Consider the following 14,532-nt stretch of genomic DNA (forward strand, 5'->3'; position numbering starts at 1 on the left):
TCTCATTTATCTCTATTATCTTCGCTTTCAGTGACAATTAAACTCTGGATATGCGCTTTATGTCGTCTTGAGGTTTTGCATATAACGCCCCACAAAGAAGAGACTATACTATTACTCTTCTTAATGGCTCTAATTGATGCAGATAGCGAGTGAATGTGTCCTTAGGTCTCTCTAAATTATTTGCCGCAAGTACCCTAGATGCCATACCTCTGTGATTACTGCCATGAGTTAACAAATGGATTAGAATCTCTGTCACTGACATCTGCCCTGTATCACCATCAACAAATTTAAATGAAACAACCCGCTCTAGTTCTTCTTGCTGTACTGTTTTAGAATACTGAACTAACCATGAGTCATTTTCATTTACTCTCTCGCGCAACTCTAAAAATGTTGGTGTTTCAACGGTATTATCATCACTGTATTTTTCAGGTTCTCTCAAAATTCGGCTAATAAACAGGCTATCGACGACAGTTGTGTGATTTAAAATTCTGACGAAAAAGGTAGCATCACTTTCTGGAAGCCCTGAAAACTGCTGTTCTCCTAAATCAAGCAATTGAGTATTTGCCCACTTTTTGTAGTGAAACGCCTTAGAAAAGTCCCTATTCATCCTTACGTATACGCCAGCTTTTTACCAATCTTGACCGATAATACCCTAAACGATTAATACCTAATAATAAACTGTCTTACTGCAAGCCTTAATTATTAAATAATAAAAAGCCCAGCAGTAACTGGGCCAAAAGTCTGTCAATTTTGTCGAGGTTTACCCAACTGTCTAATGCCTTAACGCATGACTTTATTTAATCTTCTTCTTGCTCCATAAAGCGTTGCAGTTGGTCTTTTAGGTTAGGTGGAATACCTTTAATCACAAGTGTGTCTGTTGCTTCATTATATGTAACGCGCTCGCCTAGGTGTTTGCGCTCAAAGCTCACACTTACGCCACCACCCATACCAGAGAACTTAACCATGCTCGTTACCGTCTTTTTATCAACAGGGAACGAGTCTTCCAAATCATAGTTTTGTTCTTGGCAAAAGCTGTCAAATGGGCTGTCATCACTTTTAGATAATGTCGCCGATAATTCTTTAACGTTGGCATCTTCACCTGTGGTCACACAGTCATTACAGTAATCAAAAACTTGTTTACGAAGCTCATCTTTTTCTGATTTATCAAACTGTTGCTCTGATAAGTAGTCTTCAACGGCGTTAAGCATTACTTGGCTTTGTTGTTTAGGGTCAATGCCCTCTTCACAACCTAAAAAGTCTAAAAAGAAATCCGCAACCTTACGACCCGCACGCCCTTTAATAAAAGAAATATAGCGATTATCTTCCGCTTGCGTGTCCCAGGCTGTCAAATCGACACGCGCAGCTAATTGCATGCGTGAGATATCTAAGTGACGCGATGACGCTAAATCAAGTTCCGAAGTAATTGAATAATGTTCTTTAATATTGATCAGCGCAATTAACACATAATCACTTGCAACATATTGATAATGGCAAAAAACTAAATAACCAGTTTCGTTAAACGCATACTTATTTAGCTCTTCTTTTAATACATTTGTGGCCTGCTCAGTCATGTGCCAAAAGCCCAGCTCATTGTTTCGATAGCTCTGCATTGCAGATGCTACAACACTGTTTTTCTCGCCACTGAATGCACAATACCCTTTACCCGGTTTACCATTGTAAGCATGGTGAAGCTGTTCTATGAATACAGCGACTTTGTCGTTAACAACCATTTCATCATTGCGTAAATGAATTTCAGTATCGTCGTCTTTTTTGTCTACATAATGAACGACTAATTTTTTAACATCTATTGTCATCTTTGTTTTTCACGCCTCTGGTGTTAAAATACGGGAATATAACTCTTTTTATCGAACCAACTGATGCCTATCATATCAAAATATTCTAATGAGCAAGTAGAACAAATCGTTGATCAGCTGATTGATGTACTTACAGAGCATAAAGCGCCTGTAGATTTAAGCCTTATGTGTTTAGGAAATTCTATCACGCATATTTTAAAAGAGCATGTACCTTCAGAGAAAAGACAAGCGGTTGCCGACAACTTTGCCAAAGCATTAGCGCAGTCGGTTAAATAAGATTTATGAATTTATCGCAACAAAGTCAATTTTCATCAAAAGTAAGTCAGCTTCTTAGTTGGGGCCATTGGTTCACCTTCGCAAATATAGGTTTACTGCTGTTTATCAGCTTAAGTTATTTATTTGCCGACAGTGCCCCCACTACTTTTGTGGGTTACCTGTACATGTTTGTAACTTGGTTAAGCCACACAAGCTTTATTACGTTTATTGCCTTTGTTCTGACGATATTTCCGCTGAGTTTGGTGTTTCCTTACCCTCGACATATTCGGGGGATGGCCGCGGTAATTGCGACCTTTGGTGCATCACTGCTGACACTTGATGCCTACGTTTATTTCAACCTAGGCTATCATTTGAATTCATCAGCTTTACCTGAGATTGTGTCGTTATTATGGCATCGTCTTACAGACTCCCCTGCACTCACGACTATTTTTGCGGGCGGTATCGTACTACTCATTTTAGCTTTCCAGTTATTAGTCAGTAATTACACTTGGCATCATCTGGCACGCTTAAAACAGTATAAATTCGCACGTTATGCTACGAGCACAATCTTAGTGTGTTTTGCTCTAAGTCACAGTATTCATATTTGGGCCGATGCTAATTTAAAATTTGATATTACTAAGCAAGATAATGTACTGCCATTATCGTACCCAACAACTGCAAAAAGCCTGCTGGCTAAAAACGATTTACTTGACCTTGACAGCTATAAAGAAGCTCATGATGTTAGGCTAGATCCGCACAATATTGATTATTTAGCACCGACGCCTCCAGCACAATGTGTTGATGAAACTACAGCAAAAATCGATATTTTAGTATTTTCAAACAACGACGCCCTTGAAAGCTTTGTAAATACTCAACCAAATTTACGTAAAACTGATTTATTCTTACAACCTATTGAAGTTGAAGATACGTTATTTAGCCTTGTTTATGGCTTACCGGCTTTTTACAAATCACCTATATTTGAAAAACAGCAGTCGCCTGTTTGGTTAAGCGAATCTCGCTCACTACAGGTAGAGGGCTTCGAACAATTTGAATTTATCAATTCAACCAATGAAGACTCATCAATAAGACTTGTCAGCGCAGATGAAACAACCACAGTGCGTAATAATGCACACGCTGTTTTCGCATTTAGCCTTGCTCAGCATAGCAACGGCATTGTGACTACGTCTCGCCTGTACAGCTCAGATAAAAAAGTTGTGCAAACAGACGGGCTTATTCAACCAAGTGACATAATAGCCACCAGTGTTGGGCATTATTTAAATTGCCAAACGCTCGCGAAACAAAGCATGCTAGGCAGTAATTTATATAAACGCCATGATGATACCGGCGTAAACTACTCTCAAAATGTGTTTATTGCATTTAAGAAAGATAGAATTACTTTAATTGACTCGGATGGTAATTTTAAAAACATCTCTGCAGCTCAGGGCTTTGCAATAGAGCAGCGACTTGATGTACCCTTTTTAGTGCAAAGCATTAAAAAACTAAAACGCTATACACCTTAGCCCTTTTGATTATTTGCTATACGAGCTGGCTTTATTATATTTAATAACACGTATTAAAGTAAGGACACGGATGTCATGAAAGCCACAATCACCGCGTTATTTTCCTCTCTTTTCATTACCTTTTCTCCCGCACTTACAGCGGCGGAATACTATAAATGCGTAACTGACAAAGGCACCGTATTTAGCCAATTTCCTTGTGGGAATCGCGCAACTAAACACCGCATTACAGTAACTGATCCTGATATACAAGCACCTGATAATTATGTTAAACAACTTAATGAACTGGAAAGAGAACAAATAATAAAGCGATTAGAAGCCGAAATTCGTAGTCAAAAACATCGTTTAGACATTTTAAGTCGCGAACGTGATAGAGCGCAGTACCAACAAGAGCAACGGCTTAACCGCATTTTGTCTGATTCACAAAGCAAGCAAATCAGCAAAGACATACAAAAGCAGCTAAACAGTATCAATAAGCAATACCAACGAGACGTAAAAAAGGCTAATAAAAAGCTGGCTGACTTAGAAAAAAAATTAGCACGCTATAATTAATTAACTTTACTATTGGGTTTCACTAATAAATAACATATTCTTAACACGGATAGAGTTAATGCTCTAAACACGACATTTCAGCCGTTTCGAAGGAGTTTGTATGCAGCCACAACATATTGCGGAGTTAATTTTATCTGGCTTTCGTAATCACTATAAACTCTTCCAAGCAATAACAGCCAAAGCCCCTATCGCATTTGCCAACCGAGATTGGCAAAAAATTAATGAAATTAGTAAGCTCAGAATTAGCCATTATGATGATCGGGTTAACGAAACCATTACCAAGCTAAAATCGCTGAATGAACAACAAATTATTGAGCTCAATCAGACTTGCTGGCTCGAAACCAAACAAATATACCAACAATTTTTAAGCTTTCACCCACAAGCCGAGCTGGCTGAAACTTTCTATAACTCCGTTTTTTGTCGCTTATTTCACCGCCGCTATTTTAATAACGACTTTATATTTGTAAAAGCCACTCTCGCAGATGCTCCCGCCCTCCCAATGGAAGCTGAATATCGCAGTTATTTTCCTGTCGTAGATGGGCTAAGACCCACAATACGTAAAATTATTAATCAATTTGACTTTAAAGCCCCTTTTGTGGACCTTGAGCGTGATATTCGATTGTTGGTTAAGGCGTTTTATAAGCAAGCTCCCGATACACACCACCAAGCGTGGCACATGCGCTTTGATATCCTTCAAGCCCCTTTTTACCGAAATAAAGCCGCTTACATTGTTGGCCGAGTGGTGTCTGAAAGTGGCGTACAACCTTTTATCATTGCTGTTTTACACCATGAGGATAAAGGCTTATACCTTGATGCGTTGCTGACGAAATCATCGCAAATGCGGGTTATCTTTGGTTTTGCCCGCGCCTATTTTATGGTTGAAACGCATGCTCCTTCTGCATTAGTTCGTTTTTTAAATCAACTAATGCCCAACAAAACATTGGCAGAGCTTTACAATGCAATTGGCTTTCATAAGCAAGGTAAAACCGAGTTTTATCGTGAGTTCTTACAGCATTTAAATAACTCAAACGATCAATTAGTTATTGCCCCTGGCACACCGGGTATGGTGATGATGGTATTTACTCTGCCATCCTTTGGCTATGTGTTTAAAGTGATTAAAGACACCTTTGGCGAAAGCAAACCGTTTGGGCGCGATACCGTGCTTAAACGCTATCAATTAGTTAAAAGTCATGATCGTGTCGGACGCATGGCCGATACTATAGAGTATTCTAACGTCGTATTTCCTCTGAGTCGTTTTGATAGTAAATTGTTAGCAGAGCTGCATAAAACAATCGCCTCTTCAATGATTATTGAAGGTGACTGGCTGATCATAAAACACTTATATATTGAGCGGCGCATGACACCATTAAATATTTACCTTGAAAATGCCAGTGAACAACAAGCATTTGAAGCCATTGAAGAATATGGTCAAGCATTAAAAGAAATGATAGCCGTGAATATATTTCCAGGCGACATGCTATTGAAAAACTTTGGGGTAAGTAAGCATAACCGCGTTATTTTTTATGACTACGATGAAGTGCAATATTTAACTGATATGAACTTTCGTGCCTTACCAAAAGCCAAGTCATACGATGACTACTTAACGAATGAGCAAAGTTATTCAGTGGCACCGCAAGACGTATTTCCTGAGCAATTGTGCACCTTTGTTACGGCTAACCCTGTGTACAAACACTATTTATTAAGTACACACCCAGAGCTTGAAGACCCCGCTTATTGGCGACAAGCTCAATATAATATTAAGCAAGGCGTGGTAAGCCACATTTACCCTTACCCTGCTGCACAACGATTTATCCATTATTGGTAAACACCAAGGACACAGAATGAATATAAGTAAAATAGATTTAAACTTACTTGTTTACCTAGATACATTACTCAGAGAGTGCAATGTAACCAAAGCGGCTAATCAGTTAAGCATTACACAACCCGCAATGAGTAACGGTTTAAAGCGCCTGAGAAATTTATTTAATGATCCGATTTTGGTACGCACCAGTGAAGGAATGGTGCCGACAGAACGTGCTAAAGAGCTACAACCTGTCATACGCGGTATTTTAATGACGTTAGAAGAAACACTCGCTCCTAACCGTGAATTTGAAGCATCTCAAAGTAAACGTGTATTTCGTATTATGGCCAGTGACTATGCGGCCAGTACCCTTGCGCCCAAACTACTTAGTAAGTTACACGAAGAAGCGCCTGACACCACGCTTGATATCCTGACCCCCAGTGACGTTACGTTTCATGACGTTGAAAACGGCAAGGTCGACATGGCAATTAACCGCTTTGAAAACTTACCCCAATCGTTTCACTACAAACAAATTTGGAAAGACAGTTTTTGCTGCTTAGTAAAAGCCGACAACCCTATTATTAAAGACTTCAGTCTCGATAGTTACTTAAAAGCGCGCCATATTTGGGTAAGTAAAACAGGTTTTGGTGTTGGCGTAGGTATGGATCCAAAAGATGTCCAAAAGTTAGGTTGGGTAGACGAAGCGCTTGCTCATTTTGGTAAACACCGGAATATTGCAACCTTTACTCGAAACTATCATGTCGCCATTCACCTGGCTAAAGAGCAGAATTTAGTGGCCACACTGCCATCAAAAGCGGCGAATATTTATTTAGATGATCCGGGATTAAAAATTCTTGAGCCACCTTTCCCTATTCCGCCTTTTGAACTCGACATGATTTGGAGCCCTCTTTTACACCGTGATGCCAGCCATATTTGGCTTAGACAAAAAGTGGCTGAAGTGGCCAATGAGCTTAAGTAATATTTTACCTATTAACCTGTAATTATTGCTGGTACGCCTTTTTATATGGGCGTACCAAACTCGCGTTATCTCAAAATAAAAATGTAACACTCTGATTATTAATGATAATACTTTTATGTTAGGGGTTGGAACATGCTTTGCTTCATGTAGAGAGCATTGTTTTAATTCAGTCTATATTATTAGAGAGGTCATTATGCAAACACATCAAGGACATGACGTTCATCATATTGCAGATATCATTCAAGTTATGAACAGTGGTATCGATTTTTATGAAAAAGCACAGGAAAAAGTTTCAGACCCCAGTATCGTCGCGTTATTTCAGCGCATGATCGATGCCCGTAAAGTAAGTATTGAACGTTTACAGCCATACGCCATAAACCAAACAGGTCACCGTGAAAATGGCTCAGACTTTGCGGTAGAAGCTCGTAAAGCTTACACATCTTTAATCACTAAACTCGGTGCAGACAAAGATGCAACCTACGTCAGTGAGCTTGAAGAAGTCGAAGACAAAACACTCGCAGAAATAAAAAGTGCGCTCAAAAAACCTCAACCCCACGACTGTGAAGCAGCGTTATCAAAAACCCTGCTAACTATTCAAAGCTGTCATGCCGAAATGAGTAAAATGAAAAAGCATTAACTGCTAATCATATGAAGCCCAGCATAACTGGGCTTCATATTGAAAATTTAAAGAACGTTATTGCCCAGTAATACGTTTTGAAAATGAAATAGCATAAGCAGTTGAGCGCAGCTTTAACACTTCATCTTCACTTGGCATAAAGCCTTGTGAAAGCAGATTTGGGTCGTAATTAGTTAAATCACACCCTGATTCACCCGCGGATTCTATCGTGAGCTTTCCTAAATTAACTGTTTTGCGATCAGCAGGCCATTGCACTGAAGGATCCGTTAATGCATCACCCGGCTCGGCTAATTCAGCTTGAAAACGGTAATGAACTTTCCCTTTCGCTAAATCCTCTTCAAGTCGCTTAGCAAGAAATGATTTAGGTAATGCTTTCATTTGTTCTTCAGTTAGTACTTGTTCTTGCGCTTCTGGCACCATGGTCCATCTAAAAGCTTGCTTAGTGCCCTTTTCATCAACCATGTAAAAGGTATGCACACCAAAATAACGTGAAGACACATACGATGCTGGCGGGTTATGGCTTTGTAACCAATTAAATTGCCCTAACGTACTCGGGTTTTGCTCTCTGTATGCTTTCACTTTTGCAAAATCGATTTCACCTGTTTTTTCGTCAGGTACTAAGGTACTTAGCAAACCAAAAAATGCTTCAGGGCTGTTACCTGCAAATACGGGCGTAGTTAGCCCTGCAATATTGTGCACATCCCCATTTTCTAGCACAAACTGCACCCCTATTCCTCGCGGAGAACGTGATGTTTCATCAGCATTAGGGTTACCTCCACCCATAGAAAAACGAATATTTGCTCTTGATGGTGCGTTAAATAAAGGGCTGATTGAATACTGTTTTGCTGCTTGATTAGGTGTAAATGTGCCCACAGCGCATACACCTTTGGCGTGACCTTTTCTAATTCCGGGATGCTTACCTGACAGCTTCTCAAATAAATTTATGAAATCTTGCCCGTTAACTGATTGCTCAGCAAAACTTGCTGTTGGTAAAACAAGGCACATAGCACAAACTAAAGACTTAATTTTTAGCATTTATCCATCCTTTAAACTTAGTTCCAACAAAAATGACCTGACAAACCTCGAAATGATTTCATCAAATTTAATAAATATTTTTACCAACAAAAACGCTACAAACATTTAATAAACTTAGAATATTTATTTAACTACAGTATTTTTAAAAGCTGCTAACTTTAAATTTAGGATCCGAAAAATGGCTGTGGCGCCCAGCATTTTAAAAATAATCCGTGTTCTTAACACGACTATGGCTAGTCGACTTAATCGTAAATTTTGTGGCTTGGTCAAAAACAACAAGGACCTAATTATGGTGAAACAACCTAAAAAAACCACTGCAAACGCTGATGTAGATATGACCCCGATGCTCGATATTGTATTTATATTGCTGATATTTTTTATCGTTACAACCTCATTTGTTAAAGAGCGCGCTATAGAAGTCAATCGCCCTTTAGCAAAACCAACTCTTGAAAACCCAAAAAAACAAGCGCAATTTACTATTACTGAAAACGACAGTATTTACTTTGCAAACCGACTTATAACACCAGAGCAAATTATAGCTAACCTCGCGTTATTTGCCGCACAGTTTGAAATGACACAGGTGCAAGTAACTGCAAGTGAGCAAAGCAGCCACAAAACCTTAGTCACCTTGCTTGATAAAATAAAACAATATCAAGATGTTCCAATCTCTATAAGCACGTCTCTATAACTAAAAAAGGGCCTAACGGCCCTTTGAAGGTTAAATAATAAAGGAATCGATAGGATTTTTAGAACTTATATTCTGCGCCTACGTAGTAGTACGCACCGTTAAAGCCAAAGGGTGCTGAGCGACGTGAATAAGTGAACACACCCGGGCTTGAAACAATAGTGTTTCCATTTGCATCAACAATGGTACCCGAACGCGAATTACCAATGGTATTCTTATCGGGGTAAACATCAAATAAGTTGTTTGCACCAATATTAAACGACAGATTTTCGTTAAAGAAGTAGTTAACTTTTACGTCAGTTAAGATTTCAGCACCATACGTTTGGCGACCTCCATCTTCTACCGTGTACTCACCGTAACGATTAAGTGATAAATTGACCGTCCAGTCTTCTAGTCGGTAAAGTGCACTTAAGTTAATGCGGTCTTCGGGTTGCCACTCTTCAATAATCGATGTTTCTTGCGCAGAAAACACATCTTCAACCGGAATCGTTTCAAGCCCACTGCCTGCAGGGGTGAATAAATCAACGACATCCGTTTTTGTAAAGTTAGCAGCAAAAGTAAAATCAAGTGTTCCACCAAGGCCCTCGGTATTCCACGTTGCGACTAAATCAACCCCTTCGGTTTCTGTATCAGCGCCATTTAAGAAGAACTGTCCAGCTCCCGCGCCAGCGCTTTCTAACGCTGCATCTAATGTGTCGGATAATCCTTTCCCTAAACGATTACTGATCACAATACGGTCATCGATATCAATCGCATAGTAGTCAATAGTTAGGTTGATGTTATCTGTGACGTTGTAAACAATCCCTAAACTACGATTTTGCGATTTCTCTTCTTTAAGTTTAGGAATACCAATAGATTGCGCCAGCGTACTGTCGTTTCTAAAGGTGCCCACTTGCTCTGCAATTAAGTCACCATTTGGTCCAACAACAAACTGTGTGCTTACGTTATTAAAGTACAACTGCTGCATTGAAGGCGCTCTGAATCCTGTACTCACAGCCCCACGTAACGAAACATCTTCAGTGATTGACCAGTTACCCGCCAGTTTAAAGTTAACGGTATCGCCAAAACCTTTATAGTTATCGTAACGAAGTGCCCCTGAGATAATCACATCATCAATTACATACGTTTCGGCGTCTAAATAAAATGAAATTACATCGCGTGACTCATCCACTGACGAGGCCGGATCGGAACCACCAAACCCTTGAGCACCACTTGCAGCATCAACACTTCCTATGCCGTCATTAAGGCCTGCATAAATACTTACCCCATCAACTGTATCGTAATCACGATACGCATACTCACTTCCCTCTAGGATGCGAAATTCATCGGTACGAAGCTCCGCACCCAACGCCAGCGAAAAGTGCTCGTAATCTTTGGTGTAGTCAAGATTCAGTGTTTGTAGTGATAACTCAAGACCATAGGCATACGCCGAGCGCGGGATCGTAGTTCGAATTTCGTCAGCCGTTAAGCCTTGCTCATAACGAAGGTAATTAGCATACGAGCCATTAATCGTATCGCTTGTGGTGTAATCGATGCTGTTTTCGCCATAGGTGTATGACAAATCAATACTCGCGTCATTATCAAATGATTTTTTGAAACCAACATTGTAGGACACGTCATCGATTACTGTGTTAATTTTTGGTAGAAACCCCATAGGAATGGTTGCATCGCCATCTTGTAAAACAGGGTTACCACTTGCATTGGCATTATGACGGAAGAATGCAGCTGATTCATTTTCACGGTTCGAATAAGTAATAAAACCATAAAGCTCACCACCAGCAAGTTCATAGCCTGTATTAACTGTGAGGGCAAATTGCTGTGAATCTGCATCACCAATTCTAAAAGTATCGCGCGGGGCTGTTAGCTCACGAGGATCGCCCGCGAGTAATGTGCCATCTTCAAGCTCAGTACAGCCATAAAATTGACATGAACCATGTAAGCCTGCACGGTTTGTTGGCGCACGATCTCGATAATTAATCGTCGTATTTAAATACCCTTCGTCGCCTAACGCAAACCCTTTATTAAAATCGATATTAACTGTTTCGCCATCGCCCTCTGAGTACTCACCATAATTAATCGCCGCTTTACCGCCTTCTTCTGCGTCTTTTAATACGATGTTGATAACGCCCGCAATCGCATCTGAACCATATTGTGCTGCGGCACCATCACGCAAGACTTCAATACGTTTGATGGATGCAGCAGGAATCGCATTCATGTCTGTACCGGCCGTACCACGACCAACAGAGGTATTGATATGAATAATACTTGCCTGGTGACGGCGCTTACCATTAATCAGAACTAACGTTTGATCGGGCCCTAAACCGCGCAATGTTGCTGGTCTTAACGCATCTGTACCATCGCTGATAGACGAGCTGGAAAAGTTAAATGAAGGCGCAATGGCTTGCAACATACGGCCAACCTCAGTTTGACCTGTATTTTCCAGTGCTTCTGCGCTTAAAATATCTACCGGTACAGGTAAATCTTCAACTGAACGCCCTGCGACACGGCTACCCACGACAGCTATTTTCTCAATATTTTCCTGTGCAGCTTGATCAGCAGCTACCGCCTGTGTATTCGAAGCAAGCAGTAACGGCACGACTGCAGCGCTGATCCCTGAAAGGTTTTTCATGTTGTTATCTTTCCTATTGATTTGTTTGAGTTTTATACTCAGTAAACCATTTTGATCAACAACCGCATCGAGCTCAGTGCCTTTTAGCATGGCATCTAACGCATCTAATTTGGTGTAAAAACCAAACACAGATTGCGCTTGATATTGCTTTGCTAAATCGAACGAAAATATGACTGTTTGGTCGGTTTGCTTTGCAAATTCAATCAAAGCCAAATCAGCTCGTTGCGCTTTAATATCAAATTGCAGCATTTGTTTTTCAGCAGCGATGACTGTTTGACTTACATTCAGTCCATAAACAAAATAGGCCGCTGGTAACAAATACACATGTTTACTGCGCAACTTAACCAAACAGTTGAGAAAGAAAAATCCACTACATAAATTTAATTTTTTTGTGTTTAATTTTTTATGACAAGCAGCGTCAGCACCATTAACTGCATGAAATAAGTGTGCTCTCATAGGCAATATTAACTTTTAGTCGCTAAGGTCAAAGTAACACGATGTTCACCTAATCGTTGATGTTCAACAGCTAAGTTAGCGGCCAAAGAATCAAGTAACCCTTTAATGTCGCCAGCTTTAAATACTCCCGCCACTTTCAATGTTGAGAGTTCAGGGTCAAGGAGTTCAAAGCGTGTTGCGGTGTATCGACTCACTTCCTGTAATGCGTCGCTGAGGGGCTCACCATTAAAAATAAGCATGCCATGTTGCCACGCTAAATCACGTTGCACATCATCTGCTGATAATTGTTTTATTGGCTCTGTTTTACTGTGTTTAATCAATGCTTTTTCACCTGAAACAACAACATTCGCTTTAAGTTTTTTAATATCGTTGCTGGTGTCTGTTGCATCTTTAAGACGATTAAAATCAGTGGCGTCAACCTGAGTACTGGGGTCGGCAATCATCACTTTGCCTTCTGTTACAACGAGTTCTAGATCTGATGCCGTGTTCCGCTGCACGTTAAACACAGTGCCTAATGCTGTAAACGATTTATCACCCGCTATCACAGTGAATGGACGACTCGCATCTTTTGCAACATTAAATCGTCCTTCACCTCGATTCAAAATGAGTTGGCGACGATTACCTGTGTATGCAACTTCAAGATTTGTGTTGGTATTTAACTGAACAATAGTACTGTCTGGCAGGACAAAGGTGGCTTGTTCGCCGACTTTTGTTCGGTAAATTTTTGTAAATTTAGCATGATCGTTTTCAGCTGAATGCCAATAGCTTGAATAGATTAACATGATGCAACCAAGTAGCATCACCACTAAAAAGCTCGCAGCGGTAGCCATCCCAAATGAAGTACTTTGTTTTGTAGGCGCTTTATGTGGAAACAAACTGCTTAATTCATTTAGCACACTCATTTCATCCCATAATTGTGCTAACTCAAACAATGCATCCTGATGCGCTCGGCTTTGACTTGCCCAAACTTGTAATTGTTTAACTTCTTCATCTGATAAGCCACGGTCAATCGCGCTTATCCAACGGCTTGCCTGCGCTTGAATCATGTCGTGTGAGGTAAATGGGTGAACATTACTCATTTATTCACCTCTTTGGCTGTAAATGTGTTTGTTTCAGGGTAATTGTTTTGTTGAATATCGTGGGCTTTCATCGCACGGTGCGCATGTAACAATCCTTTAGCGATATGTTTTTCAACAGTGCTCGTACTTAGGTTCATTTCTTTGGCAATTTCCTTTTGGCTCAAACCATATACTTTTTTAAGGATAAAACACTTTTTAACTTGTGGGCTCAATTCATTTGTTACACGACAAAAGAACAAAAATCGCTCTTTAGAGGTAACCTCATCTTCCAACGCCATTGTGCGCATATGACGTTCAACTTGCTGCTGTTCATCCAATGAATCTTTGTATTTATTATCCCATTTAGCTATATGATTAAGTGCTAAGTGCTTCGCTGTTTTAAGCATATAACTGTGCGTAAATTCAATATTTTGCTTGAGATCAGCCTCATAACTTTTAATAAAGGTTTCTTGCACTATGTCTTCGACATCATCTGGGCTCACAATGCGAGATACAAAGCGCCTTAGTTTATTAGATATTTCAGCAAACGTTGATGTTACCCCAATGTGTTTCGTCATCCCTAACTCACCTTTATTATTTTTATTACTTTAGGGTACGAGTTTTCATTATAAATACAAGCGTATTTGTTAAATTTTTGTTCCTCACGTAAACAAAGATTTCATAAACTCATACAAAGTCTGTTTTTACGAGTCGCTAAACTACAAAACAACTTAATATAGCCTCCTGTGAGCCACTGTGCCGACAGGCAAAAAACCGAACTATCAAGTCAATACAATTATACTAATCTGTCATAATACTGAATCATTTTGAGGGAGAGACCTGTCGCTACCTGCGCTAAACATGTCTGATTTACGCCTGCATGGATGCAGGTGGTAGAGCAATGTAAGAGCAATTGCCGAGAACACCTAAATAACGACATTTTTGCCTCGTTAGCAACGACGTTTATCGCCTTGAAATAGCTCACTTCATTAAGCAAATTGGTATAGGTGAACTGGCTAAATTATTTAAACACTAACCCGCAATTAGAGTACACTGTATGTGCGCTATCTCTTTGTGAAGATAGCATTTAATTCTCTGCTTATCTCACCTGTAA

General features: G+C 39.9%; 13 protein-coding genes. 7 read left to right on the forward strand and 6 right to left on the reverse strand.

From position 1 onward, the window contains the following. Positions 1–103: 103 nt before the first annotated feature. Both BM378_RS13595 and yejK read right to left on the reverse strand, forming a co-directional pair. Positions 104–607 (reverse strand): DinB family protein, encoded by a 504-nt coding sequence (locus BM378_RS13595; RefSeq protein ID WP_074989400.1) that lies wholly within the window; start codon positions 605–607, stop codon positions 104–106. Positions 608–797: 190 nt separating this feature from the next. After that, positions 798–1,814: a nucleoid-associated protein YejK gene (gene yejK / locus BM378_RS13600; RefSeq protein WP_036967934.1), complete on the reverse strand. Its 1,017-nt coding sequence runs from the start codon at positions 1,812–1,814 to the stop codon at positions 798–800. A gap of 63 nt (positions 1,815–1,877) precedes the next feature. On the opposite strand from yejK, the gene BM378_RS13605 reads away from it, so the two are divergent. From BM378_RS13605 to BM378_RS13630, 6 genes are all read left to right on the forward strand, one after another. Next, a complete protein-coding gene (locus BM378_RS13605) occupies positions 1,878–2,090 on the forward strand; it encodes a YejL family protein (RefSeq protein WP_036967930.1) in 213 nt (70 codons plus the stop codon). Positions 2,091–2,095: 5 nt separating this feature from the next. Further along, positions 2,096–3,589 carry a DUF3413 domain-containing protein gene (locus BM378_RS13610; protein WP_065978494.1) on the forward strand — a complete coding sequence of 498 codons (1,494 nt, stop codon included), beginning with the start codon at positions 2,096–2,098 and terminating at the stop codon, positions 3,587–3,589. Between the two features lie 75 nt (positions 3,590–3,664). Continuing rightward, entirely contained in the window at positions 3,665–4,138 is a 474-nt protein-coding gene (locus BM378_RS13615) for a DUF4124 domain-containing protein (RefSeq protein ID WP_036967925.1), read from the forward strand. A gap of 100 nt (positions 4,139–4,238) precedes the next feature. Beyond that, positions 4,239–5,963, forward strand: coding sequence for a bifunctional isocitrate dehydrogenase kinase/phosphatase (gene aceK / locus BM378_RS13620; protein ID WP_036967922.1), 1,725 nt, complete (start codon positions 4,239–4,241; stop codon positions 5,961–5,963). Between the two features lie 16 nt (positions 5,964–5,979). Beyond that, entirely contained in the window at positions 5,980–6,918 is a 939-nt protein-coding gene (locus tag BM378_RS13625; protein ID WP_036967919.1) for a LysR family transcriptional regulator, read from the forward strand. A 193-nt stretch (positions 6,919–7,111) separates the two neighbouring features. Next, the gene (locus BM378_RS13630) at positions 7,112–7,555 is read left to right on the forward strand and encodes a ferritin-like domain-containing protein (protein WP_036967916.1); all 444 of its coding nucleotides are present in this window, start codon (positions 7,112–7,114) and stop codon (positions 7,553–7,555) included. A 57-nt stretch (positions 7,556–7,612) separates the two neighbouring features. On the opposite strand, the gene BM378_RS13635 is transcribed toward BM378_RS13630, so the two are convergent. Next, positions 7,613–8,590, reverse strand: coding sequence for a catalase family peroxidase (locus BM378_RS13635; RefSeq protein ID WP_074989401.1), 978 nt, complete (start codon positions 8,588–8,590; stop codon positions 7,613–7,615). Between the two features lie 289 nt (positions 8,591–8,879). On the opposite strand from BM378_RS13635, the gene BM378_RS13640 reads away from it, so the two are divergent. Further along, positions 8,880–9,278: an ExbD/TolR family protein gene (locus tag BM378_RS13640; RefSeq protein WP_036969180.1), complete on the forward strand. Its 399-nt coding sequence runs from the start codon at positions 8,880–8,882 to the stop codon at positions 9,276–9,278. Positions 9,279–9,336: 58 nt separating this feature from the next. Here the strand turns inward: BM378_RS13640 and BM378_RS13645 are convergent, their stop codons facing one another. The 3 genes from BM378_RS13645 to BM378_RS13655 form a co-directional block, all read right to left on the reverse strand. Further along, positions 9,337–12,153, reverse strand: coding sequence for a TonB-dependent receptor plug domain-containing protein (locus tag BM378_RS13645; RefSeq protein WP_227006825.1), 2,817 nt, complete (start codon positions 12,151–12,153; stop codon positions 9,337–9,339). Between the two features lie 215 nt (positions 12,154–12,368). Then, positions 12,369–13,439, reverse strand: a complete 1,071-nt coding sequence (locus BM378_RS13650) for a FecR family protein (RefSeq protein ID WP_036967913.1) — start codon at positions 13,437–13,439, stop codon at positions 12,369–12,371. Further along, complete coding sequence (locus BM378_RS13655) at positions 13,436–13,996, reverse strand: RNA polymerase sigma factor (protein WP_074989402.1); 561 nt, start codon at positions 13,994–13,996, stop codon at positions 13,436–13,438. Before BM378_RS13655 ends, BM378_RS13650 begins: the two co-directional genes overlap by 4 nt. Positions 13,997–14,532: the final 536 nt, after the last annotated feature.

Origin of the sequence: Pseudoalteromonas lipolytica (assembly GCF_900116435.1) — a bacterium.
Classification (GTDB): Bacteria; Pseudomonadota; Gammaproteobacteria; order Enterobacterales; family Alteromonadaceae; genus Pseudoalteromonas; species Pseudoalteromonas lipolytica.

Coding starts and splice junctions, on each gene's coding strand:
- BM378_RS13655 (WP_074989402.1), bottom strand. CDS start 13,996: ATGACGAAACACATTGGGGTAACATCAACGTTTGCTGAAATATCTAAT.
- BM378_RS13640 (WP_036969180.1), top strand. CDS start 8,880: ATGGTGAAACAACCTAAAAAAACCACTGCAAACGCTGATGTAGATATG.
- BM378_RS13625 (WP_036967919.1), top strand. CDS start 5,980: ATGAATATAAGTAAAATAGATTTAAACTTACTTGTTTACCTAGATACA.
- BM378_RS13605 (WP_036967930.1), top strand. CDS start 1,878: ATGCCTATCATATCAAAATATTCTAATGAGCAAGTAGAACAAATCGTT.
- yejK (WP_036967934.1), bottom strand. CDS start 1,814: ATGACAATAGATGTTAAAAAATTAGTCGTTCATTATGTAGACAAAAAA.
- aceK (WP_036967922.1), top strand. CDS start 4,239: ATGCAGCCACAACATATTGCGGAGTTAATTTTATCTGGCTTTCGTAAT.
- BM378_RS13615 (WP_036967925.1), top strand. CDS start 3,665: ATGAAAGCCACAATCACCGCGTTATTTTCCTCTCTTTTCATTACCTTT.
- BM378_RS13630 (WP_036967916.1), top strand. CDS start 7,112: ATGCAAACACATCAAGGACATGACGTTCATCATATTGCAGATATCATT.
- BM378_RS13610 (WP_065978494.1), top strand. CDS start 2,096: ATGAATTTATCGCAACAAAGTCAATTTTCATCAAAAGTAAGTCAGCTT.
- BM378_RS13645 (WP_227006825.1), bottom strand. CDS start 12,153: ATGCTGCAATTTGATATTAAAGCGCAACGAGCTGATTTGGCTTTGATT.
- BM378_RS13635 (WP_074989401.1), bottom strand. CDS start 8,590: ATGCTAAAAATTAAGTCTTTAGTTTGTGCTATGTGCCTTGTTTTACCA.
- BM378_RS13650 (WP_036967913.1), bottom strand. CDS start 13,439: ATGAGTAATGTTCACCCATTTACCTCACACGACATGATTCAAGCGCAG.
- BM378_RS13595 (WP_074989400.1), bottom strand. CDS start 607: ATGAATAGGGACTTTTCTAAGGCGTTTCACTACAAAAAGTGGGCAAAT.